This is a genomic window from Streptomyces sp. RK62 (assembly GCF_018070255.1).
GTDB lineage: Bacteria > Actinomycetota > Actinomycetes > Streptomycetales > Streptomycetaceae > Streptomyces > Streptomyces nigra.
Genome location: NZ_JAGPYD010000008.1, coordinates 144,966 through 165,489 on the forward strand (window position 1 = coordinate 144,966; position 20,524 = coordinate 165,489).

Genomic DNA, 20,524 nt, shown 5'->3' on the forward strand with positions numbered 1-20,524 from the left:
ACGTGCTGATCTTCTCCGCCTCCGACAAGGGGGGCACCGGCCGCTCGGTGACGAGCGCCAACCTGGCCTACCACCGCGCCATGGCCGGTGACGACGTCTGCTACCTGGACTTCGACTTCGGCTCGCCGACCGCGGCGGCCGTCTTCGACGTGGCCGACGCCCGCCAGGCCACCGAGGACCGCGGTCTGCACGCCTACCTGATAGGAGAGGTCGGCGAACCCGCCCGCATCGACGTCTGGGCCGAGACCGAGCACCAGGTGCTGCGCTTCCCGCCGCCCGGCTCCGGCCGGCTCGTGCTGATGCCCGGCGACGTCAGCGGCGGCGAGTTCGCCACCAGCGAGGAGAACCTCCACCGCTGCGTCGACCTCCTGATGAACCTGTACTACGAGTTCGACCTGGTCATCGTGGACCTCAGCGCCGGCCGCTCGTACGCCGTCGACATGGTCCTGGAGGCCACCGCCCAGCCCGAGATGAGCGAGGTCACCGCCCGCTGGCTGGTCTTCCACCGCTGGACCCGCCAGCATGTGGCGGCCGCCGCGAGCCTGGTCTTCGGCAAGCGCGGCATCCTCGCGGGCGGCGTCGAACGCGGACACGGCGAGGAGGAGCTGCGCAACGCCATCCGCTTCGTCCGGGCCGCCGTCCCCGACCCCGAGTCACCGCTGTGGTCCCAGGTGTCGCCCACCCAGTCGGCGTGGATGCGCAAGACCGACGGCGACCTCAAGCAGCTCGCCTCCACCCACGGCATCGGCTACAGCCAGGTCCTCGGCTCCGTGCCGCTCGAACCGGTCCTGCAGTGGCGTGAGCAGCTCATCACCGACGAGGACGTGCTCGACAGCCAGATCGCCAACCAGGAGACCTGGCAGGCCCTCAGCCGACTCGCCGAACGCCTCACCGACGACAAGTACTGGGAGACGGCATGAGCGACGCCGTCTTCCAGGAGACCACCGCCCAGCCGCGCACCCAGTCCGTGCCGCTGGCCCATCTCTCCCTGGAGCTCGGCCACCTCTACATGGAGGACTACGAGGCCGGGCCCAAGCGGCTGGCCGAGCACTTCGCCGAGGTCCGGGTCTGGGCGGACGCCGTACGGGCCTCCGCCGCCCGGCGCGGCCGGCGCCCCCGGATCAGCACCTGCTTCCTGATCGACGACTACTTCAGCCGCTTCTCCACCCCGGCCGAACTCGTCCCCATGGTGCTCGAGGAGGCCGAGAAGGCGGGCCTGGTCATCGACTACCTGGCCCGCGAGTCGGCCTGCGCGGTCGCCGACCGGGTCGAGCTCGCCGAGTCCGTCATGAACCGCCTCGTCGAGTCCCCGCCGCCCGGCAGCCACGGCTCACGCCCGCCCGTCAGCCGCACCGGCTGGCTGGCCAACGGCGAGCGCAGCCCCGCCACCTCCCGCAGCGCCCTCGGCGCGGTCAAGGGCTGGCAGCCGCCGCAGGAGACGGCCGCCCGCAACCACTCCATCTTCATGGACGTCGAACTGTGGTCGGAGAAGGACGGCCGGCGCCTGTGGTCCTGCCCCTTCCTGGCCGCCGTGTGGCAGCTCGCCCGGCTCGGCCTGCTGCGGCACCTCGGCGAGCCGGTGCTGGTGCCCACCGTGTGGGAGGGCGCGGACTTCCCGCAGGAGTGGGACCGGCTGCCGCCCGTGGTCAAGCTCAGCGACACGGGCGCGGCCTTCAGCGCCTACCGCACCTGCACCCTGATGCCGAACCGCTTCATCGCCGTCGAGGACGCCGTACGGCTCATCCTCGACCAGATAGACGTCGACGCGGGGGCGCTGCGGCAGGTCGCCGAGCGGTCGGCGGCCGAGCGGGTGCCGGTGCCCCCCGCGGTCGCCCAGCGCGCCACGTACGTCTTCTACGAGGAGCCCGGCGACTCCGCCGAGGCCGAGGAGACCTGAGATGACGGCGGCCCCGGTCCACCCGGCGCGTCCGGTCCTCGCCTGCGGCGAGGTCCGCACCTGTCTGCTGCCGTCGCTCCAGGCCCTGGACAGCCGGGCCGCCGCCCAACTGCTCCGGCTCCGCGCCGACGAACCCGTACGGATCTCCGAGCGGCCCTCCATGCACGCGCTGTCCCCCGAGGTGCTGACCGGGGTGGACTGCCGGCTGCCCGCCTCCAACGGCAGCAAGGTCCGCGGCGTCGGTACGGTCGCCGCGCGCGCCGCCCTGACCGAGGGACGGCTCCTCCAGGCCACCGCCTGGTTCAGCGTCCCGGCCGCGGGGCCCGATCTGCGCCGCCCCTGGGGCCAGTACCTGGTACGGCCCGGCCTCGTCGAACCGTTCGGCAAGCTGCCCGAACAGGCCACCGCGGAGGGCGTGTTGCGCGGCGCCGGGCGCGGCGAGCTCGACCTCGGCGTGATCGCCGAGGGGCTCCTCGCCCAGCTGCGGCGGCACGCGCTGCTCGACCGCCGGGTGCCGTTCAAGTCCAGCCCCACCCGTCTGCGCTGGGTGGCCCGGCGGGAACCGGCGGGGGAGCGGGCCTCACTGACGAGTTTCACCGTCGCCGAGGGCGGGCTGCGCACCATGGAGCTGTCCCTCCCGGCCGACGTCCCGGCCGCGTCCGCCGCCGGCCTGTGCGAGGATCTCGCCCTGCACGACTGGCTTTTGACGACAGTTCAGCACATGCTGGACAACAGCAGACTCGGTGCGGCGGGTGGCCCGCCGGTGATCGAGACGCTGCAACCGGTCGTCGTCCATCTGCTGCATCTGTGGATGCCGCGGGCCCACGTGGATCCCGCTCTGGCCCACCTGTGGGACGTACTGGAACAGCGACCGGGGTTCTCCCGGCAGTGGGAGAACCTCAGCCGGCGCATCAGGGACCGACTGGCCCTCCAGGCCGTGGCGACGCCGCAGCAGGCGCTCAGCGACGCGCGCTGAAGGGCAGCACCGCATGACAACCGCAACCTGACGGGGGATGACAGATGAGCACGACGTCATTAGGGAACGGGAACGGCGGCAGGAACCAGCCGCAGACACAGAACGGGGGCCGGCACAAGGTCCTGCTGAGAGTGCTGGTCGCGGGCGTGGTCGGCGCCGCGACCTTCCTGCTGAGCGGTCTGCTGAACCAGGAGGACGACAATCTGTGGGAGTGGACGATGTCCATCTCCCTGGGCTGCGCGGTGCTGATCGTGCAGTATCTGGTCGACTTCGGCGAGCGATTCGAGAAGGTCGACCAGGGCTTCGCCGAGATCCTCGCCGCGACGGAGCTGTTCAGTCAGGTCGACGGCTCGGTGCTGCGCTCCGAGGAGGTGACCCGGCTCGTCCTCGGCTACACCCGGGTCCGGGAGCAGGGCGGCGACATCATGCAGGCCTTCGCCGAGAAGGAACTCGGGCGGTTGGCCCGGATGATGGAGGGCCTCGGCAGCGGCACCGCGGACTGCCCCGGCGAGAACCACGAGTGGCTGATCGACCTCACCGACTGCACCAAGATGACCCTGGACGCCACCAGCACCTCGGTGGACCGGGAGTTCTGGTACAGCGGACCGGCCGAGCGCTACCTCGCGGCGCAGGAGAAGGCGATCCGCAGGCGGGGCGTGGAGATCCGCCGCCTGTTCATCGTCCGCACCGAGGACGAGGTGACACCGGAGCTGCGGTCGCTGTGCGACGACCACCGCAGGCGCGGCATCGACGCGCGGATCGCGGTGCGCTCGCTGATGGAGGCCAACCCGAGGGTGAGCGACTTCATCGTCTTCGACGGCGAGCTGTGCCACGAGACCAAGCCGGACCAGGAGAACAACCCGGACAGCACCCTGCTGAGCGCCGACCCGGACCACATCGAGGACCACATCACCCAGTTCACGGACCTGTGGGCCGAGGCGGAGCGCCAGCAGACGCCCCGGGCCACCTCAGAGACCTGAGGAACCCCTCCCAGGCATGAGCGGGGAACAGCAGCACGGGACCGTCCGAGGCGAGCTTGGAGTCCCGGACGGGAACGGTGTGGGGGACTCCGTCGGCCACCTCGACGCAGTTGCCTCCGTCGCCGTTGCTGTGGCTGCTCCTGCGCCAGCGAGCGCCGCTCAGGTCGTCCGTGTGCATCGTCTGAAGTCCTCAGCTGCCGACTCGATCAGGGCCAGGGACGCGTCCGGAGACAGCGCGGCGCCCCTGATGAGATCGTAGGCGCGGCTCGCACGCTTCACCACCGCCGGGTCGTCCAGGACGCTGCCTGAAAACGACGTCTCGGTATAGGCAGTTGGCGGTGCGTCGTCGAACTCCATCAGGCGCAGCGAGCCGTTGTTCGCGGTGGCGCCCGCCGAGTACGGCAGCACCTGGAGCAGCACCTTGCGGCTGCGGGCCGCCTCCGCCAGGTGCGTCAGCGCCCGCGCCGCGACCTCCCGGCCGCCGACGGGGACGCGCAGCACCGTCTCGTGCACGATCGCGCAGTACTCCGGCCGCGTCGCGTCCTCCAGGATCGCCGCGCGCTCGGCGCGGGCCGCGACCCGCTCCTCGACGAGTTCGTCGGCCGCGAACGGCTGCGTGGCCAGGACGAGGGCCCTCGTGTACGCCGGTGTCTGCAGCAGCCCCGGAACGACGGAGGGCTCCCAGTCGCAGATCCTCGTCGCCAGCCGCTCCAGCTCGGCCGTCCTCGCGAAGTAATCCGCGTACCGCCGGTCCCTGATGAGCTTCTGCCAGAGGCGCTCGAAAATACCGTCGGTTTGCAGGGCGTCGTCAATCCTCTGAGCGATATCCAGCTGAGGCTTTCGGATCGCCTGTTCGAACTGGCCGATGTAACCACCCGACACGAAAACCCGCGCACCCAGTTCCGTCTGTGTAATACCGGCGTTCTCACGCCGTCTCTTCAGCTCCGCCCCGAAGAACTCCCAAGCCGCCTGACGTGAACCGTTGGCCATGACAACCTCCCTGCACAGCGGGGCACTTGTAGTGCGCAGACTCCCGCCGAGTGTAGGCGCCACGGGTCACCATGGAGTGGGAATGCGTGAAACCCGAATTCGAGGGGAGCAAGGTGGCGGAACGACACTCGGCGCACTGCGTCGAAGAAGCGGAGGAAGTGGTGAAGGAATTGCGGGCCGCGCTGGAGAACGCAGGAATTACGCTCCCGACACTCCGGATCGATCCGGCGAGTCTCGCGCGTGAAGCGCCATGCCCGCTGGTCGAATTGGGCCGCTGCTCCGTGGAGACCGCGCGGCGGCTCGCGGCGGTGCTGCGATGAAGCCGTCCATCGGGTCGTATGTCTATGACACTCTTTCGGGTCGAATCGGGGTCGTGATGGGCCACGAGGGCCCGTACGTCCAGCTGCGGCCGCACGGCGGCGGCAAGGAGTGGGACGCCGACCCGGCGTCGGTGCGGCCGGCCACCCCGGCCGAGCGGCTGCGGGCGGCGACGGCGTACGCGAACGCGCGCAGCAGGGGAGAGGTGCCCTGAGGGCGTACCCCCGCCACCCAGCGCCACCGCCCCGGCACGGTCCGCATGTGCGGGGCGGTGGGTGACCCCGGCCGCACCCGCCTGTCACCGGCGTACGCGACAATGAGGTCATGAGTCTGTTCCGCGACGACGGCATCGTGCTGCGCACCCAGAAGCTGGGTGAGGCGGACCGGATCATCACCCTGCTCACGCGCGGGCACGGGCGGGTGCGGGCCGTGGCGCGCGGCGTGCGGCGCACGAAGTCGAAGTTCGGGGCGCGGCTCGAGCCGTTCTCCCATGTCGACGTGCAGTTCTTCGCGCGGGGGAGCGAGCTGATCGGACGCGGGCTGCCGCTGTGCACACAGAGCGAGACGATCGCTCCGTACGGCGGCGGCATCGTCACGGACTACGCCCGCTACACCGCCGGGACGGCCATGCTGGAGACCGCCGAGCGGTTCACCGACCACGAGGGCGAGCCGGCCGTCCAGCAGTACCTGCTCCTGGTGGGGGCGCTGCGCACCCTCTCCCGCGGCGAGCACGAGCCGCATCTCGTGCTCGACGCCTTCCTGCTGCGGTCCCTCGCCGTCAACGGCTACGCCCCGAGCTTCGGGGACTGTGCGAAATGCGGCATGCCGGGACCGAACCGCTTCTTCTCCGTGGCCTCGGGGGGCTCGGTCTGTGTCGACTGCCGGGTGCCCGGTAGCGTCGTACCGTCGCCGCAGACCCTGGACCTGCTGGGCGCGCTGCTCACCGGTGACTGGGAGACCGCGGACGCCTGCGAGCCGCGGTACGTCCGGGAGGGCAGCGGACTGGTGTCCGCCTATCTGCACTGGCACCTGGAGCGCGGACTGCGTTCGCTCCGGTACGTCGAGAAGTAGAAGAAGCAGAAGAAGCCAGAGGGAGACGAGAGACACATGGCCGTGAGTGGGTTCCTGGGGCGCCGGCGCCGTGAGTACAGGACGCCGGAGCCGCACCCGTCCGGTGCCCGCCCGCCCAAGCTCCCGGGCGAGCTGGTCCCGAACCATGTGGCGATCGTCATGGACGGCAACGGCCGCTGGGCCAAGGAGCGGGGCCTGCCGCGCACCGAGGGCCACAAGGTCGGCGCGGAGCGCGTGCTGGACGTCCTGCAGGGCGCGATCGAGATGGGCGTCGGCGCGATCTCGCTGTACGCCTTCTCCACCGAGAACTGGAAGCGCTCGCCCGACGAGGTGCGCTTCCTGATGAACTTCAACCGGGACTTCATCCGCAAGACCCGCGACCAGCTCGACGAGCTGGGGGTGCGGGTGCGGTGGGTCGGCCGGATGCCCAAGCTGTGGAAGTCGGTCGCCCGGGAGCTGGAGATCTCCCAGGAGCAGACCAAGGACAACGACAAGCTCACCCTGTACTTCTGCATGAACTACGGCGGGCGGGCCGAGATCGCGGACGCCGCGCAGGCGCTCGCCGAGGACGTGCGCGCCGGGCGGCTGGACCCGGCCAAGGTCACCGAGAAGACGTTCGCGAGGTACCTGTACTACCCGGACATGCCGGACGTCGACCTGTTCCTGCGGCCCAGCGGCGAGCAGCGCACGTCCAACTATCTGCTGTGGCAGAGCGCGTACGCCGAGATGGTCTTCCAGGACGTGCTGTGGCCGGACTTCGACCGGCGTGACCTGTGGCGCGCCTGCCTGGAGTACGCCTCCCGCGACCGCCGCTTCGGCGGTGCCATCCCGAACGAGGAACTGCTGGCCATGGAGGGCAGCCAGGACGAGAGCTGACCACACGCGAACGGCCCCGCCCCACCTCGGTGGGACGGGGCCGTTCGCGGTTCCTCGGACCTAGTGGTCGTTGAGGAACGTGTAGTCCTTGCACTCGCCGTCGGGCGCGCGGCAGAACTTGAAGCCGATGCGCGTGTTCTCCGGCAGGTTGAACACGCCGCCCATGCTCGCCTTGCGGGTGGCGGTGTTGCCCTCGCCGCCGACGGTGAACGAGTAGCGCGGGTTGCCGCTCGGGCTGCCGATGTACACGTTCATCGTGACACCGCGGCCGTCCGCGTCGTTGTCCTTGATCGTGACGACGTCACCGTACTCGTTGAAGAAGCCGGTGCCGCTCCAGTCGACGCCAGGAACGTTCCCCCAGGCATCCCCCGTGTGCATGGTGTGGTCCGCGGCGACCGCCGAGTTGGCGACGGTCAGCACCAGAGCGGCGCTCGCGGCGGCCACACCCGCCATACGTCCCAGTTTCAAGTTGTCTCCCCTGTTTCCTGTGTGACTCCTGTGGTCGCAGAAGCCATCGCGATCATACAAACACAAGATCGCGACGGGTTTGGGGGTGTGTGATCAAGCCAACTGGCCGGAGAACACTCAGCAGTTGGCGGATGCGCAGTCGGCGCAGGTGCCGAAGATCTCCACCGTGTGCGCCACGTTCACATAGCCGTGCTCGGCGGCGATGGCGTCCGCCCACTTCTCCACGGCCGGGCCCTCGACCTCGACGGCCTTGCCGCAGACCCGGCACACCAGATGGTGGTGGTGCTCGCCGCTGGAGCAGCGGCGGTAGACGGACTCGCCCTCGGAGGTGCGCAGGACGTCGACCTCGCCGGCCTCGGCGAGGGACTGCAGGGTGCGGTAGACGGTGGTGAGCCCGACCGAGTCGCCCTTGTGCTTGAGCATGTCGTGCAGGTCCTGGGCGCTGCGGAACTCGTCGACCTCGTCGAGGGCCGCCGCCACGGCGGCGCGCTGCCGGGTGGCCCGGCCCTTCACGGGCGGTCCTGCCGTCGTCACCGTTGCCTCCTCACGTCTGCGCCTTGCCCGCGCCATTGTGCCAGTCCGACCAGGGCCCGGTCAGACGCCGACCTTGCCCGCGGCGCCCCCGTTGTCCGGAACCGCGCACTCCACGGGGTCCCCGGCCGGCTGCGCCGCCGCCAGGGCCCGAGCGCGTCGCCGGGCCAGCGGAGTCGCCAGCGCGGTCAGCACGATGAACGCGCCGATGGTCAGCAGCACGATGGTCGCGCCGGGCGGGACGTCGTTGTAGTACGAGGTGACCGTGCCCCCGATCGTCACCGTCACACCGATCGCCACGGCGATCGCGAAGGTCGCCGCGAAACTGCGGGACAGCTGCTGGGCGGCCGCCACCGGCACCACCATCAGCGCGCTCACCAGCAGCAGCCCGACGACCCGCATCGCGACCGTCACCGTGACGGCGGCCGTGACCGCCGTCAGCAGGTTCAGCGCCCGCACCGGAAGGCCCGTGACCCGCGCGAACTCCTCGTCCTGGCTGACCGCGAACAGCTGGCGGCGCAGCAGCACCGTGATGAGCACCACGAACGCCGCGAGCACGCAGATCGCTGTCACATCCGACTCGGACACCGTGGACAGCGACCCGAACAGGAACGACAGCAGGTTGGCGTTGGCGCCGCCGGGCGCGAGGTTGATCAGCAGCACACCGCCGGCCATACCGCCGTAGAAGAGCATCGCCAGGGCGATGTCGCCGCGGGTCTTGCCGTACCAGCGGATCAGCTCCATGAGCACCGCGCCGAACACCGCGACCAGCGTGGCGGTCCACACCGGCGACCAGGACAGCAGGAAGCCGAGGCCGACGCCGGTCATGGCGACATGGCCGATGCCGTCGCCCATCAGCGCCTGGCGGCGCTGCACGAGGTAGATGCCGATCGCCGGCGCGGTGATGCCCACGAGGATCGCGGCGAGCAGCGCCCGCTGCATGAAGTCGGCGTTCAGGATTTCCATCAGCTCAGCAGTCCCGTCCGGATCGGTTCGGCGTCGTGAGCCGCGTGCGGGTGTACATGGTCGTGGCCGGGCAGCGCGTGCTGGCCGACCGCCTTCGGGGGCGGGCCGTCGTGCAGCACACAGCCGTCGCGCAGGACGACCGCCCGGTCGATCAAGGGCTCCAGCGGGCCCAGTTCATGCAGGACGAGCAGGACCGTGGCGCCGGCCGCGACCTGCTCGCGCAGGGTGTGGGCGAGCACCTCCTGGCTGGCCAGGTCGACGCCCGCCATCGGCTCGTCCATGATCAGCAGTTCCGGCTCGGCGGCCAGGGCGCGGGCGATGAGCACCCGCTGGTGCTGGCCGCCGGACAGCGCGTCGACCGAGTCCTTGGCGCGGTCCGCCATGCCGACGAGCTCCAGGGCGTGCCGGACGGCCTCGCGGTCGGCCTTGCGGAAGAGCCCGAAGCGGGTGCGCGACAGCCGGCCCGAGGAGACGATCTCGCCGACCGTGGCGGGCACGCCGCCCGCGGCCGTCGTGCGCTGCGGGACGTAGCCGACCCGCGCCCACTCGCGGAACCGGGCCCGCGGGGTGCCGAACAGCTCGATCTCGCCGGCGCTGACCGGCACCTGGCCGATGACGCTGCGCACGGCCGTGGACTTGCCGGAGCCGTTGGCGCCGAGCAGCGCGACGACCTCGCCGTGGCGCACGGTGAGGTCGATGCCGCGCAGGACCGGGCGGGCGCCCAGCTCCGCGCGGACGCCGCGCAGGGAAATGACGGACTCGCTCATGCCGTCCTCCAGGGAGTGGGTCACCGGGCGCCCAACGCCTTCTTCAGGGCCGTGAGGTTGGCCTCCATGACCGCGAAGTAGTCGTCGCCCTTCGACCGGTCGGTGAGGCCCTCGAGCGGGTCGAGGACGTCCGTCCGCAGGCCCGCGTCGTCGGCGAGGGTCTTCGCGGTCTTGCCGGACACCAGGGTCTCGTAGAACACGGTGGTCACCCCGTCCGCCCGGGCCTCCTCGCGCAGTTCCCTGATCCGGGCCGGGCTCGGCTCGCTCTCCGGGTCGAGGCCGGAGATGGCCTCCTGGGTCAGCCCGTAGCGCTCGGCGAAGTAGCCGAAGGAGGCGTGGTTGGTGAAGAAGACCTTGGTCTTCGTGTTCTTCAGTCCGTCGCGGAACTCGGTGTCCAGCGCGTGCAGCCGGTCGACCAGGGCGTCGGTGTTCTTCCGGTAGTCGGCCGCGTGGTCCGGGTCCGCCTTCGCGAACGCGGTCCCGACGCCCTCGGCGATCTCCGCGTACTTCACGGGGTCGAGCCAGACGTGCGGGTCGAGGCTGTGCTCCTCCTCCTCGGGGTGTTCCTCACCGCCGTGGTCGTGCTCGACGTCGCCGTGGTCCTCCAGCCTCGTGAGGTGCGCGGCGTCGATCTTCGTCTTCAGGCCCGCCTGGTCGATGGCCTCGTCGACGGACGGCTGGAGTCCACTGAGGTACAGCGCCGCGTCGGACTCCTCCAGCTCGGCCCGCTGGCGGAGGCTGAGCTCCAGCTCGTGCGGCTCCTGGCCGGGTTCGGTGAGCGTGGTCACGTGCACATGGTCCCCGCCGATCCGCTCGGCGAGGAACTGCATCGGATAGAACGAGGCGACGACGTCGAACCTGCCGCCGCCTGCGGCCGCGCTGTCCGTCGAGCAGGCGGACAGGGAGCCGATCCCGAGGACGGCGACGGCCGCGAGGGCGGCCCCGGATATATGAGGTCGTCGTACGTTCATGACAGTCATTTTCAACTGTACTGGAAACCATTGTCAACAAGCGTGTTCAGGCGTCCACGGAGCGCTACCGATTTGATTGGAGGGCAGGCCCCGCCGGTACCCTGAAGCATTCGCTGTAGAAGCGCCTCGCTTCGTCGCCCGTCGTCGTAATGAAGAGAGCACCGTGGCCGCCGACAAGATCGACACCATCGTCAGCCTGAGCAAGCGCCGTGGCTTCGTATTCCCCAGTAGTGAGATCTACGGCGGCACGAAGGCCGCCTGGGACTACGGACCGCTGGGTGTCGAGCTCAAGGAGAACCTCAAGCGCCAGTGGTGGCGTTACATGGTGACCTCCCGCGAGGACGTCGTCGGTATCGACTCGTCCGTGATCCTCGCCCCCGAGGTGTGGGTCGCCTCCGGTCACGTCGCCACCTTCACGGACCCGCTGACCGAGTGCACCTCCTGCCACAAGCGGTTCCGCGCGGACCACCTGGAGGAGGCGTACGAGGCCAAGAAGGGGCACGCCCCCGAGCACGGCCTCGCCGACATCAACTGCCCGAACTGCGGCAACAAGGGCCAGTTCACCGAGCCCAAGCAGTTCTCCGGTCTGCTGTCGACGCACCTCGGCCCGACCCAGGACTCCGGCTCCGTCGCCTACCTGCGTCCCGAGACCGCCCAGGGCATCTTCACCAACTTCGCCCAGGTGCAGACCACCTCGCGCCGCAAGCCGCCGTTCGGCATCGCCCAGATGGGCAAGTCCTTCCGCAACGAGATCACGCCCGGCAACTTCATCTTCCGCACCCGCGAGTTCGAGCAGATGGAGATGGAGTTCTTCGTCAAGCCGGGCGAGGACGAGAAGTGGCAGGAGTACTGGATGGAGCAGCGCTGGAACTGGTACACCGGTCTCGGCCTGCGCGAGGAGAACATGCGGTGGTACGAGCACCCGAAGGAGAAGCTCTCCCACTACTCCAAGCGCACCGCTGACATCGAGTACCGCTTCCAGTTCGGCGGCAACGAGTGGGGCGAGCTGGAGGGTGTCGCCAACCGCACCGACTACGACCTCACCGCGCACTCCAAGGCCTCCGGCCAGGACCTCTCCTACTTCGACCAGGAGGCCGGCGAGCGCTGGACGCCGTACGTCATCGAGCCCGCGGCCGGTGTCGGCCGCGCGATGCTGGCGTTCCTGCTCGACGCCTATATCGAGGACGAGGCGCCCAACGCCAAGGGCAAGCTGGAGAAGCGCACCGTGCTGCGGCTCGACCCGCGCCTCGCGCCGGTGAAGGTGGCCGTGCTGCCGCTCTCGCGCAACGCCGAGCTGTCCCCGAAGGCCAAGGGCCTCGCCCAGGCCCTGCGCCGCAACTGGAACATCGAGTTCGACGACGCCGGCGCCATCGGCCGCCGCTACCGCCGTCAGGACGAGATCGGCACGCCGTTCTGCGTCACCGTCGACTTCGACACCCTCGAGGACAACGCGGTGACCGTCCGTGAGCGCGACACCATGAAGCAGGAGCGCGTCTCCCTCGACCAGATCGAGGGCTACCTGGCCAGCCGCCTCATCGGCGCCTGACCGCCCGGTACACCGTCACGGGGTCCCCGTCGTCCGTCCTGGACGGCGGGGGCCCCGCGTCGTGTCCACCGGCCGTCCGTGAGAATCTGCGGCATGGCCATCATCCACCGCACCACCCTCACGCCGACGAAGCTGGAACTGCTCGCCGCCTGGCTGCCCTCGCGCCCCTGGTACGCCGGTTCCGGTGCGCCCCGGCCGGAGAAGGCCGGCGGCTTCCGGCTGGACGACCCGAAGGGCGAGGTCGGCATCGAGTTCATGGTGATCACCGACGTGTCCGCCCCGGGGGCGGCCGGGTACCTCGTCCCGATGACCTACCGCGGCGCCCCTCTCGACGGTGCCGAGCAGGCCCTGATCGGCACCACCGAGCACGGCGTCCTGGGCCGGCGCTGGGTGTACGACGGCTGCCAGGACCCGGTGCTGGTCGCCGAGTTGCTCGCCCTGATCGACGGGCGGGTGGAGGCACAGGAGCAGAGCGTCTCCGACGCCGTCGACCGGGACGTCACCCGCTCCCGCACCGGCGCCGCCCTCCAGGGCGAGCAGTCCGGCCTCCCGCTCGCCGAGGACTCCGCGCACGGCACCCGGATCGCCACGGCCGACGGCCCCCTCCTGCTGCACCGCGTGCTGACCCCGGCCCCCGAGGACGCCCCGGTGCTCCCCGAGGGCGCCCGCGGGCACGTCGGCGGTGTCTGGACCCTGGCGGACGGCACCCGCGCCCACGGCCTCTTCGTCACCCTGCACACCGGAACCGGCCAGGACTGAGGGCCGTATGGAGACGCCCCTCTCCGACGGGACGGTCACCCTGTCCCCGCTCGAACCGGACGACGGGCCGGCCCATCTCGCGGGCGAGGACGAGCAGTTGATCCGCTGGCTCAGCGGCGGCCCCGGCACCCGGGAGGGAGTCGCGGCCTATCTGCGGCACTGTGCCGCGCAGTGGGCCGAGGGCGGCTCCCTGCGGGCCTTCGGCATCCGCGTCGACGGCGGCCGGACGCTCGCGGGCACGATCGACCTGCGGTCCGAGGCCGAGGGCCTCACCCGGGGGCAGGTCAACGTCGCCTACGGCCTCTACCCGGCCTGGCGGGGGCGGGGCCTCGCCACCCGGGCCGTCCTGCTGGTCTGCCGGTACGCGGCGGACGTGGGCGCGCGGGCGGCCGTGATCCAGGTCGAGCCGGGCAACGCGGCGTCCGTCGCCGTGGCCCGCCGGGCGGGGTTCACACCCGGCGGGCAGCGGTTCGCGGACGACGGGACGCTGTTCGACCGGTACGTCAGGGAGCTGTCCTGATCAACGGCCCTGCAGGGCCTTGACGTTGTCGCCGAAGGTCCAGTTCTTCGAGCCGTCCCAGTTCAGCGACCAGGTCATCAGTCCCTTGAGCGCACCGCCGTAGTGCCGCCAGGCCTCGCCGACCTGGGACGGCGACATGTGGCCGCCGCCCGCGCCGGGCTGCGCGGGCAGGCCCGGCACCTGCTTGTCGTAGGGGACCCTGATGGTGGTGCCCTGCACTACAAGGCCCTTGTCGAGACAGTCGGTCTGGGCGACGAAGCCCTGGACGGTGCCGGCCTGGTAGGAGTCGCCGGAGCAGCCGTACATGCTGCCGTTGTAGTACTGCATGTTCAGCCACCACAGGCGCCCGTTGTCGGCGTACTTCTTGATGATCGGCAGATAGGCGCCCCAGATCGAGCCGTAGACGACGCTGCCGCCCGTGACGTACGCCGTCTCCGGGGCCATCGTCAGGCCGAAGCCGGACGGCATCCGGGCCAGGACGCCGTCGATGATCCGGATGAGGTTGGCCTGTGAGGCGGACAGCTGCCCTATGTTCCCGCTGCCGGTCAGGCCCGTCTCGATGTCGATGTCGATGCCGTCGAAGTTGTACCGCTTGAGGATCGGGACGATCGTGTCGACGAACCGGTCCGCCACCGCGGTCGAGTTGAGGTCGATACCGGCGGTGGCGCCGCCGATCGACATCAGGATCGTGGCGCCGGCCGCCTTCGCCGCGCACATCTCCGCGGGGGTCGCCACCTTCACCCCGCTGTCCATGCCGTCCTCCCACAGCGCCGTGCCGTCGGAGCGGATGACGGGGAAGGCCGCGTTGATCACGTTGTAGCCGTGCTGCGCGATACGGGAGTCGGTGATCGGGGTCCAGCCGAAGGGCGGGTGGACGCCGTTGGCGGCGCCGTCCCAGTTCTCCCAGTAGCCCTGGAGCACCTTGCCGGCCGGTTTCGGCTTCACGGCACAGGTGTCGGCGGCGGACGCCGGGGCGGCGACGGGGAGTTGGGCGAGTGCGGCGGTCGTCAGCGCGGCGGCGAGGACGCGCAGGGCGCGGCGGAGCATACGGGCCTCCCGGTGGGGGGTGCGGTGAGGTGTCGTAGGCATGACAGTGCTCGTGGTCCAGACCTTTCGTCAAGAGGTCTGGACCAGTGTGCTTGAGATCGGCTGACAAGTATCAGCTGACAGATATTGAAATCTGTCAGCTGATACGGCACAGTGGAGGACATGACGATGCGAACCCGACCCCTAGGAACCACCGGCCCCCAGGTCTCCGCCCTCGGCCTCGGCTGCATGGGCATGTCGGCGCTCTACGGCGACGCGGACCGGACCGAGTCGATCGCCACGATCCACGCCGCCCTGGACGCCGGCGTCACCCTGCTCGACACGGGCGACTTCTACGGCATGGGCCACAATGAACTCCTGATCGGCGAGGCCCTGCGCACCGCACCCGCGGAGCTGCGCGAGAAGGCGCAGGTCAGCGTGAAGTTCGGCGCGCTGCGCGGCCCCGACGGCGAATGGAGCGGTTACGACGGCCGGCCCGCCGCCGTGAAGAACTTCGCGGCCTACTCCCTGCAGCGCCTCGGCGTCGACCACATCGACGTCTACCGGATCGCCCGGCTCGATCCCGAGGTCCCCATCGAGGAGACGGTGGGCGCCATCGCCGAACTGATCGAGAAGGGCCACGTCCGGCACGTCGGCCTCAGCGAGGTCGGCGCCGAGACGATCCGCCGCGCCGCCGCCACCGCGCCCGTCACCGACCTGCAGATCGAGTACTCCCTGATCTCCCGCGGCATCGAGAAGGAGATCCTGCCCACCACCCGTGAGCTGGGCATCTCCATCACCGCCTACGGTGTGCTCTCCCGCGGCCTGATCTCCGGGCACTTCACCCGCGACCGGCAGCTCGGCGCGCACGACTTCCGGGCGTACTCGCCCCGCTTCCAGGGCGACAACCTGCGGCACAACCTGGACCTCGTCGACGCGCTGCGGAAGATCGCCGAGCGCAAGGGCGTCTCCGTCGCCCAGATCGCCATCGCCTGGGTGCTCTCCCGGGGCGAGGACATCGTGCCCCTCGTCGGCGCCCGCACCCGCGAGCGGCTCACCGAGTCCCTGGGCGCGCTCGACGTCACCCTGGACGAGGCGGACCTCACGGCGATCGAGGAGGCGGTGCCGCCGGGCGCCGCGGCCGGCGACCGCTACCCCGCCCCGCAGATGGCCCACCTGGGAACCGAGTAGTGCGCGCGGCGCCCCACGACACGCCGGGTACCGTCTAGGACATGCCGTCGACGTCCCCGACCCTGACCGCCGAGCGCATCCTCGAAGCGACCGAGGAGGTGCTGCGCCGCCACGGCCCGGCCAAGGCCACCGTGGTCGACGTCGCCCGCGCGCTCGGCGTCAGCCATGGCAGCGTCTACCGGCACTTCCGCACCAAGGCGGCGCTGCGGGAGGCCGTGACCAAGCGCTGGCTGGACCGGACGACGGGACTGCTGGCGGAGATCGCGGGCGCGTCCGGCCGTGACGCGGAGACCCGGCTGCGGGAATGGCTCGCGGCGCTGTTCGCCGCCAAGCGCCGCAAGGCGTTCGACGACCCCGAGCTGTTCGCCACGTACTCGGTGCTGACCACCGAGACCGCCGAGACGGTCGTGAGCGAGCACATCGCCGACCTCACCGGCCAGCTCACCGCGATCGTGCGGGACGGCGTCGAGTCCGGCGTCTTCACCGCCGCGGACCCGGCCGTCGCCGCCGTCGCCGTCTTCCGGGCGACCGACCGCTTCCACGACCCGCACTACGCCCGCGAGTGGGAACAGCCCGGCGTGCAGGACGACTTCGACGCCCTGGTGGACCTGCTGCTCCGGGGGCTGCGGACCCTCTGAGCGGTCACAGGGCGCCAGGCACCTCCGTCGTCCGCCCGAGAAACGTCACCGGACCGGCGTCCGGCACCGGTATCTCGTGGAAGCCCAGCCGGTCGTAGAAGGCGCGCGCGGCGGTGTTGGCCGTGACCATGCACAGATGGACGGCCGGCACGCCGCGCTCCCGCAGGGCCCGGAACAGCGTGTGCAGGAGCGCCCGCCCGTACCCCCTTCCCTGCCAGCCGGGCAGCAGATCGATGTGCAGATGCGCGGGATATCCGGCCACCTGCGGCACCAGCATGCGCTCCGGGGTGTGCAGCAGCCGGGCGATCTCCTCGTCCGGCGTGCGGGGTTCGACCGGATCCGGATAGCGCCCGGCGATCCGCGGCAGCCACTTCGCCCGGTACTCCGTCACGAACCGCGCGGTGTCCGCCGTCCCCACGACATAGCCGACGGCCCGCCCCCGCCCGTCGTCCACCACGAACGCCAACTCCGGCTCCAGCACGACATACGGCAGCGCGAAGGCCGCCGGGAACACCCCGGGGTCCTCGTAGTACGGCCGGCTGTCCCCGCCCTCATGGGCCGTACGCACACAGATGTCCTCGACCGCCGCGCGGTCACCGGGCTCGTACGGGCGGACATGACTCGTCATTCGCGCTGCGTCTCCGTCGGGTCCACGGTGGCCTGGTGGGCCTCCGCCAGGTGCTCCTCTGCCTTCAGCCACGGCAGGAACTGCGCCGCTCTGCGCCACCCGCAGGTCTCGCATCTCAGCGTCCGCTGCGGCCCTTTGCGCACGACATGCACGACATGCACCCGCCCGTGCTGGTCCCAGCGGCTCACCTTGCTCGTGTTGATCTCCAGCATGACGCCTCCAGCGTCCGGGGACAACGGGCCCGTGGGGCGGGGCCCGCGCAGCAAGGAGTGTGCAGCAGACGGCCGGACGGGCGGTAGCCCTCCGGGTCAGTCACGCCGGATCAGCTCCGGATCGATACGCCGCCCCGTCAGGGGAAGCGTGCCGGCGACGGCGGCCACGAGAACGCCGAAGGCGCAGGCCAGCAGCACCGGCACACCCGCACCGTCCCAGAAGACCTCGCCGCCACCCGTCACCAGATAGGCGGTCTCCGCCAGCTTCCCCGCGACCAGCGCCAGCAGGAGCCCGACCGCGAGCGGCAGCACGACCTGGAGGCACTGGACCGTACGCAGGACCCGGGGCCGGGCACCGATCAGCGCCAACGCGGTGATCTGCGACCGGCGTTCCACGGCACGGTCCGTCACCGACACCAGGAACGCGGCGACCCCGATGACCAGGCCCATCACCATGCCCGCCACGAGGAGCGTCTTGATGACCGTGAGCTGCTGGAGCGCCTCGATGTTGACGCCCGCCGGATCGACCTCGACGGTCGGCGCGACGGCGCCGATGGCGTCCAGCACCGCGCGGACCGTCGACGGGTCCGAGGACGACGCCAGGACCAGGGTGGCGGACGCAGGGACGGCACCCGGGGGCAGCTCGCCGGGCGGGACCAGGAGAGCCGCGTTGGACACGTATGTCACCCCCTGCCCCGCGTACCGCACGGTGTCCTTCGGCACCGGGACCCGCAGGGCAAGCCGCCCGCCGTCCTTCTTCAGCAGGAACTTTGAGGTCCCGAACGGCTCGTCCCCGGTGTTCGGGTCGGACAGGCGCATCACCTCACCGTCCACACAGCCCTCCACCCGCGCGGTCAGCGCGGTCAGTTGGGCGCAGGTGGCGACCAGGGCGTCGGCCTGGCGGTCGTCGGCGTCGCTGTCAAGGTCGTTGTCGAAGGCCATGACCACGGCGGACACGTCCACGCCGGGCATCTCCCGCAGCCGGCGCTGCTGGTCCTCGCTCAGCCGCTCCATCGGCAGCCCGTACTCCTGCACGGGCGAGGTGCTGCGCGAGACCTGGCTCAACTCCACCAGGACGCCCTGCGCTAGGGACGCCGAGAACACCAGCAGGACCAGACCGGAGACCACGCGCAGGGCACTGCCCGGCTCGACCTCGTTGCGCCGCATGGCCAGATTGAGGGCGAGGTTCCCCGACCGTGCCAGCCGCCTGGCCAGCAGATACGACAGCAGGGGCAGCGCCAGGACCAGTCCGAGGCCGGTCATCAGGACCCCGGCCGGCATGAACAGGGCGTTGAGCCCGTCGCTGCGCGCCGGATGCGTGGTGAGACCGGTGGCCGCGAAGCCGGCGGTGATCCCGAGACCGGCGACGAACAGCAGCCCCCACAGGACCCGGGGCGCCCGCGGGGCCGCCGTACGGCGGGTCGCGAGCGGGGCACGGGCCGCCGCGCGGGCGCTGGCCCGGCCGACGAACCAGGCCAGCGCCGGGCAGCCGAGCAGACAGACGGCCACGGTCCCCGCCGACACCGCGCCGTCGGCGGCGTACCACTTCAGGCCGGGCAGCCCGGTCCGGGCGACGATCTGGTTGAGCAGCCAGAACTCACCGAGGCCGAGGACTGCGCCGAGCAGGGCCGCCATGACGGTCTCGGCGGCGTTGACCCGCTGGGTGCCCTTCGCGCTCAGGCCCAGCAGACGCAGGGCGGCGAGCCGGCGGTTGCGGCTGGCGGCGGAGAGCCGGGCGCACACCGACAGGAAGACCGCGAGGGGCAGCAGGACGAGGGTCGCCAGGGTGAAGCGGAGAGCTTCGAGGGTGGAGGGGTCGACCACCCGAGAGGGCGGATAGTCCTTGCCGAAGTCCTTCAACGTGCGGGCATCAGAGCCGAGTTGGGCCGGGGTCGTGCCGATGTAGGCGTACAGCTCGTCGGGATCGGTCAGCCCGGCCGCGCCGATCAGGCCCTTCTCCGTACCCGGCAGCAGACCGCGCAGCCCGGGCTCGCGGCGCAGTTGCTCGTGCAGGGCGGGGGAGACGTACACCTCGCCGGGGCGGGGCAGCCGGTCGAGGCCCGGCGGCGGCTCGGGGGTGTCCGCACCACCGATGGCGACGAAGACGCGGCCGAACGGCCGGGAGCCGTGCGGGTCCCGGAACTCCCGCACCCAGGTCCGTCCGGGCTCCGGCTTCCCGATGTGCAGACGGGGCGAACGGGCGGCGGCCCGGCCGTCGTGGGCGTCGAGGATCGCCGGGATCGTGAGCACCAGGGCGAGGCAGCAGACGCCGAGCGACCCGCCCAGCGTCATCAGGGCGAACCGGACGCGGTTGCCCCGGCCGGACCCGAGCAGCAGCCGCAGGCCGAGCAGGAACTCCCTCATCGCACCGGCCCCTCGGGGGCGAGTACGCCGTCGGTCATCGTGTAGCGGGTGTCCGCGCGGGCGGCCACCGAGGCGTCGTGGGTCACCAGCAGGACGGCGGTGCCCTGTGAGCGGGCCAGTTCCAGGAACTCGTCGAGCACCGTGCCGGCGTTGGCGCTGTCGAGGGCGCCGGTCGGCTCGTCGGCGAAGACCACGGCGGGCCGGTGCACCAGGGCCCGGGCGACGGCGACCCGCTGGTTCTGCCCGCCGGACACCTGCGACGGCCGCCGCTCGCGCAGATCGGCGATCCCCAGCCGGTCGAGCACCTCGGCGGCGGCCTGCAGCGCGGGCCGCTTGCGCCGTCCGGCGAGCCGCAGCGGCAGGGCGGTGTTCTCCTCGATGGTCAGCTCGGGCAGCAGCTCCCCGTACTGGAAGACGAACCCGAAGCGCTCGCGGCGCAGGGCGCTGATCCCGTCGTCGTCCAGCTCCGCGAAGGACCGCCCCTCGAAACTGATCGTGCCCCGGTCCACCGGCAGCACCCCGGCCAGGCAGTAGAGCAACGACGACTTCCCGGACCCACTGGCCCCGCTGATCGCCGCGACCTCGCCCCGGGCGAGGGCGAGATCCGCTTCGCGCACGGCAGGTGTGGAGCCGTAGGCCAGGGCGACGCCCTGGGCGTGCAGGACGGGAGCGGGCTCGGACGTGGAATCGGACGCATGGCTGTTGATCGTGTCCCCCGAAGGCCGTGGGGCCCCGGCTGGTCGGACCGGGGTCCTGGGTCGTGCGACGATCTCGTGATCATCGGGAGCGCGGAACAGTAACAGCCCCTGCACATCCGGTCATTGAGGCT

The 20,524-nt window shown here is 71.1% G+C and carries 25 protein-coding genes; 13 read left to right on the forward strand and 12 right to left on the reverse strand.

Annotated features, from left to right (window positions below; all coding sequences use genetic code 11):
* Nucleotides 1-2: 2 nt before the first annotated feature.
* From KBY32_RS17055 to KBY32_RS17070, 4 genes are read left to right on the forward strand one after another with little or no spacing between them, the layout of a single operon-like run.
* Nucleotides 3-920, forward strand: coding sequence for an SCO2523 family variant P-loop protein (locus KBY32_RS17055; protein ID WP_210980641.1), 918 nt, complete (start codon nt 3-5; stop codon nt 918-920).
* Nucleotides 917-1,897 carry an SCO2522 family protein gene (locus KBY32_RS17060; protein WP_115508756.1) on the forward strand — a complete coding sequence of 327 codons (981 nt, stop codon included), beginning with the start codon at nt 917-919 and terminating at the stop codon, nt 1,895-1,897. The genes KBY32_RS17055 and KBY32_RS17060 overlap by 4 nt, the downstream gene beginning before the upstream one ends.
* 1 nt (nt 1,898) lies before the next feature.
* Nucleotides 1,899-2,873, forward strand: a complete 975-nt coding sequence (locus tag KBY32_RS17065; RefSeq protein WP_055620861.1) for an SCO2521 family protein — start codon at nt 1,899-1,901, stop codon at nt 2,871-2,873.
* A 44-nt stretch (nt 2,874-2,917) separates the two neighbouring features.
* Nucleotides 2,918-3,853, forward strand: a complete 936-nt coding sequence (locus KBY32_RS17070) for a DUF6879 family protein (RefSeq protein WP_210980642.1) — start codon at nt 2,918-2,920, stop codon at nt 3,851-3,853.
* Here KBY32_RS17070 and KBY32_RS17075 read toward each other — a convergent pair.
* Entirely contained in the window at nt 3,792-4,031 is a 240-nt protein-coding gene (locus tag KBY32_RS17075; RefSeq protein ID WP_210980643.1) for a DUF397 domain-containing protein, read from the reverse strand. The two genes, KBY32_RS17070 and KBY32_RS17075, sit on opposite strands and share 62 nt — an antisense overlap.
* Nucleotides 4,013-4,843, reverse strand: a complete 831-nt coding sequence (locus KBY32_RS17080; RefSeq protein ID WP_055620858.1) for a helix-turn-helix transcriptional regulator — start codon at nt 4,841-4,843, stop codon at nt 4,013-4,015. Before KBY32_RS17080 ends, KBY32_RS17075 begins: the two co-directional genes overlap by 19 nt.
* A 113-nt stretch (nt 4,844-4,956) precedes the next feature.
* On the opposite strand from KBY32_RS17080, the gene KBY32_RS17085 reads away from it, so the two are divergent.
* From KBY32_RS17085 to KBY32_RS17100, 4 genes are all read left to right on the forward strand, one after another.
* A complete protein-coding gene (locus tag KBY32_RS17085) occupies nt 4,957-5,163 on the forward strand; it encodes a hypothetical protein (RefSeq protein ID WP_107096710.1) in 207 nt (68 codons plus the stop codon).
* Entirely contained in the window at nt 5,160-5,375 is a 216-nt protein-coding gene (locus KBY32_RS17090) for a hypothetical protein (protein ID WP_115508754.1), read from the forward strand. Before KBY32_RS17085 ends, KBY32_RS17090 begins: the two co-directional genes overlap by 4 nt.
* 110 nt (nt 5,376-5,485) lie before the next feature.
* The gene (gene recO, locus KBY32_RS17095; RefSeq protein ID WP_055620856.1) at nt 5,486-6,232 is read left to right on the forward strand and encodes a DNA repair protein RecO; all 747 of its coding nucleotides are present in this window, start codon (nt 5,486-5,488) and stop codon (nt 6,230-6,232) included.
* A 36-nt stretch (nt 6,233-6,268) separates the two neighbouring features.
* A complete protein-coding gene (locus KBY32_RS17100; protein WP_210980644.1) occupies nt 6,269-7,108 on the forward strand; it encodes an isoprenyl transferase in 840 nt (279 codons plus the stop codon).
* A gap of 60 nt (nt 7,109-7,168) precedes the next feature.
* Here the strand turns inward: KBY32_RS17100 and KBY32_RS17105 are convergent, their stop codons facing one another.
* The 5 genes from KBY32_RS17105 to KBY32_RS17125 all read right to left on the reverse strand — a co-directional run bounded on the left by KBY32_RS17105 (nt 7,169) and on the right by KBY32_RS17125 (nt 10,811).
* Nucleotides 7,169-7,576, reverse strand: coding sequence for a hypothetical protein (locus tag KBY32_RS17105; protein ID WP_210980645.1), 408 nt, complete (start codon nt 7,574-7,576; stop codon nt 7,169-7,171).
* A 117-nt stretch (nt 7,577-7,693) separates the two neighbouring features.
* Nucleotides 7,694-8,110 (reverse strand): Fur family transcriptional regulator, encoded by a 417-nt coding sequence (locus KBY32_RS17110; RefSeq protein WP_055620854.1) that lies wholly within the window; start codon nt 8,108-8,110, stop codon nt 7,694-7,696.
* Between the two features lie 60 nt (nt 8,111-8,170).
* Nucleotides 8,171-9,073: a metal ABC transporter permease gene (locus tag KBY32_RS17115; RefSeq protein WP_055620853.1), complete on the reverse strand. Its 903-nt coding sequence runs from the start codon at nt 9,071-9,073 to the stop codon at nt 8,171-8,173.
* Nucleotides 9,073-9,840, reverse strand: a complete 768-nt coding sequence (locus KBY32_RS17120; protein WP_210980646.1) for a metal ABC transporter ATP-binding protein — start codon at nt 9,838-9,840, stop codon at nt 9,073-9,075. The genes KBY32_RS17115 and KBY32_RS17120 overlap by 1 nt, the downstream gene beginning before the upstream one ends.
* Nucleotides 9,841-9,860: 20 nt before the next feature.
* Nucleotides 9,861-10,811 carry a metal ABC transporter substrate-binding protein gene (locus tag KBY32_RS17125; RefSeq protein ID WP_210980647.1) on the reverse strand — a complete coding sequence of 317 codons (951 nt, stop codon included), beginning with the start codon at nt 10,809-10,811 and terminating at the stop codon, nt 9,861-9,863.
* Nucleotides 10,812-10,974: 163 nt separating this feature from the next.
* Here KBY32_RS17125 and KBY32_RS17130 point away from each other — a divergent pair, with 163 nt between their 5' ends.
* The 3 genes from KBY32_RS17130 (at nt 10,975) to KBY32_RS17140 (ending at nt 13,636) form a co-directional block, all read left to right on the forward strand.
* Nucleotides 10,975-12,357 carry a glycine--tRNA ligase gene (locus KBY32_RS17130; protein ID WP_055620851.1) on the forward strand — a complete coding sequence of 461 codons (1,383 nt, stop codon included), beginning with the start codon at nt 10,975-10,977 and terminating at the stop codon, nt 12,355-12,357.
* Nucleotides 12,358-12,450: 93 nt separating this feature from the next.
* The gene (locus tag KBY32_RS17135; RefSeq protein WP_210980648.1) at nt 12,451-13,116 is read left to right on the forward strand and encodes a 1,4-alpha-glucan branching protein; all 666 of its coding nucleotides are present in this window, start codon (nt 12,451-12,453) and stop codon (nt 13,114-13,116) included.
* Between the two features lie 7 nt (nt 13,117-13,123).
* A complete protein-coding gene (locus tag KBY32_RS17140; RefSeq protein WP_210980649.1) occupies nt 13,124-13,636 on the forward strand; it encodes a GNAT family N-acetyltransferase in 513 nt (170 codons plus the stop codon).
* On the opposite strand, the gene KBY32_RS17145 is transcribed toward KBY32_RS17140, so the two are convergent.
* Nucleotides 13,637-14,683, reverse strand: coding sequence for a chitinase (locus KBY32_RS17145; protein WP_115508751.1), 1,047 nt, complete (start codon nt 14,681-14,683; stop codon nt 13,637-13,639). It lies immediately after the preceding gene.
* A 162-nt stretch (nt 14,684-14,845) separates the two neighbouring features.
* Here KBY32_RS17145 and KBY32_RS17150 point away from each other — a divergent pair, with 162 nt between their 5' ends.
* Entirely contained in the window at nt 14,846-15,853 is a 1,008-nt protein-coding gene (locus KBY32_RS17150; RefSeq protein ID WP_210980650.1) for an aldo/keto reductase, read from the forward strand.
* 41 nt (nt 15,854-15,894) lie between these two features.
* Nucleotides 15,895-16,491, forward strand: a complete 597-nt coding sequence (locus KBY32_RS17155; RefSeq protein WP_210980651.1) for a TetR/AcrR family transcriptional regulator — start codon at nt 15,895-15,897, stop codon at nt 16,489-16,491.
* A 4-nt stretch (nt 16,492-16,495) separates the two neighbouring features.
* Here the strand turns inward: KBY32_RS17155 and KBY32_RS17160 are convergent, their stop codons facing one another.
* The 4 genes from KBY32_RS17160 to KBY32_RS17175 form a co-directional block, all read right to left on the reverse strand.
* Nucleotides 16,496-17,119, reverse strand: a complete 624-nt coding sequence (locus KBY32_RS17160; protein ID WP_210980652.1) for an N-acetyltransferase — start codon at nt 17,117-17,119, stop codon at nt 16,496-16,498.
* Nucleotides 17,116-17,331, reverse strand: coding sequence for a hypothetical protein (locus KBY32_RS17165; protein WP_055620844.1), 216 nt, complete (start codon nt 17,329-17,331; stop codon nt 17,116-17,118). Before KBY32_RS17165 ends, KBY32_RS17160 begins: the two co-directional genes overlap by 4 nt.
* A gap of 96 nt (nt 17,332-17,427) precedes the next feature.
* Complete coding sequence (locus KBY32_RS17170) at nt 17,428-19,695, reverse strand: FtsX-like permease family protein (RefSeq protein WP_210980653.1); 2,268 nt, start codon at nt 19,693-19,695, stop codon at nt 17,428-17,430.
* Entirely contained in the window at nt 19,692-20,312 is a 621-nt protein-coding gene (locus tag KBY32_RS17175; RefSeq protein ID WP_308293747.1) for an ATP-binding cassette domain-containing protein, read from the reverse strand. The genes KBY32_RS17170 and KBY32_RS17175 overlap by 4 nt, the downstream gene beginning before the upstream one ends.
* Between the last annotated feature and the right edge of the window lie 212 nt (nt 20,313-20,524).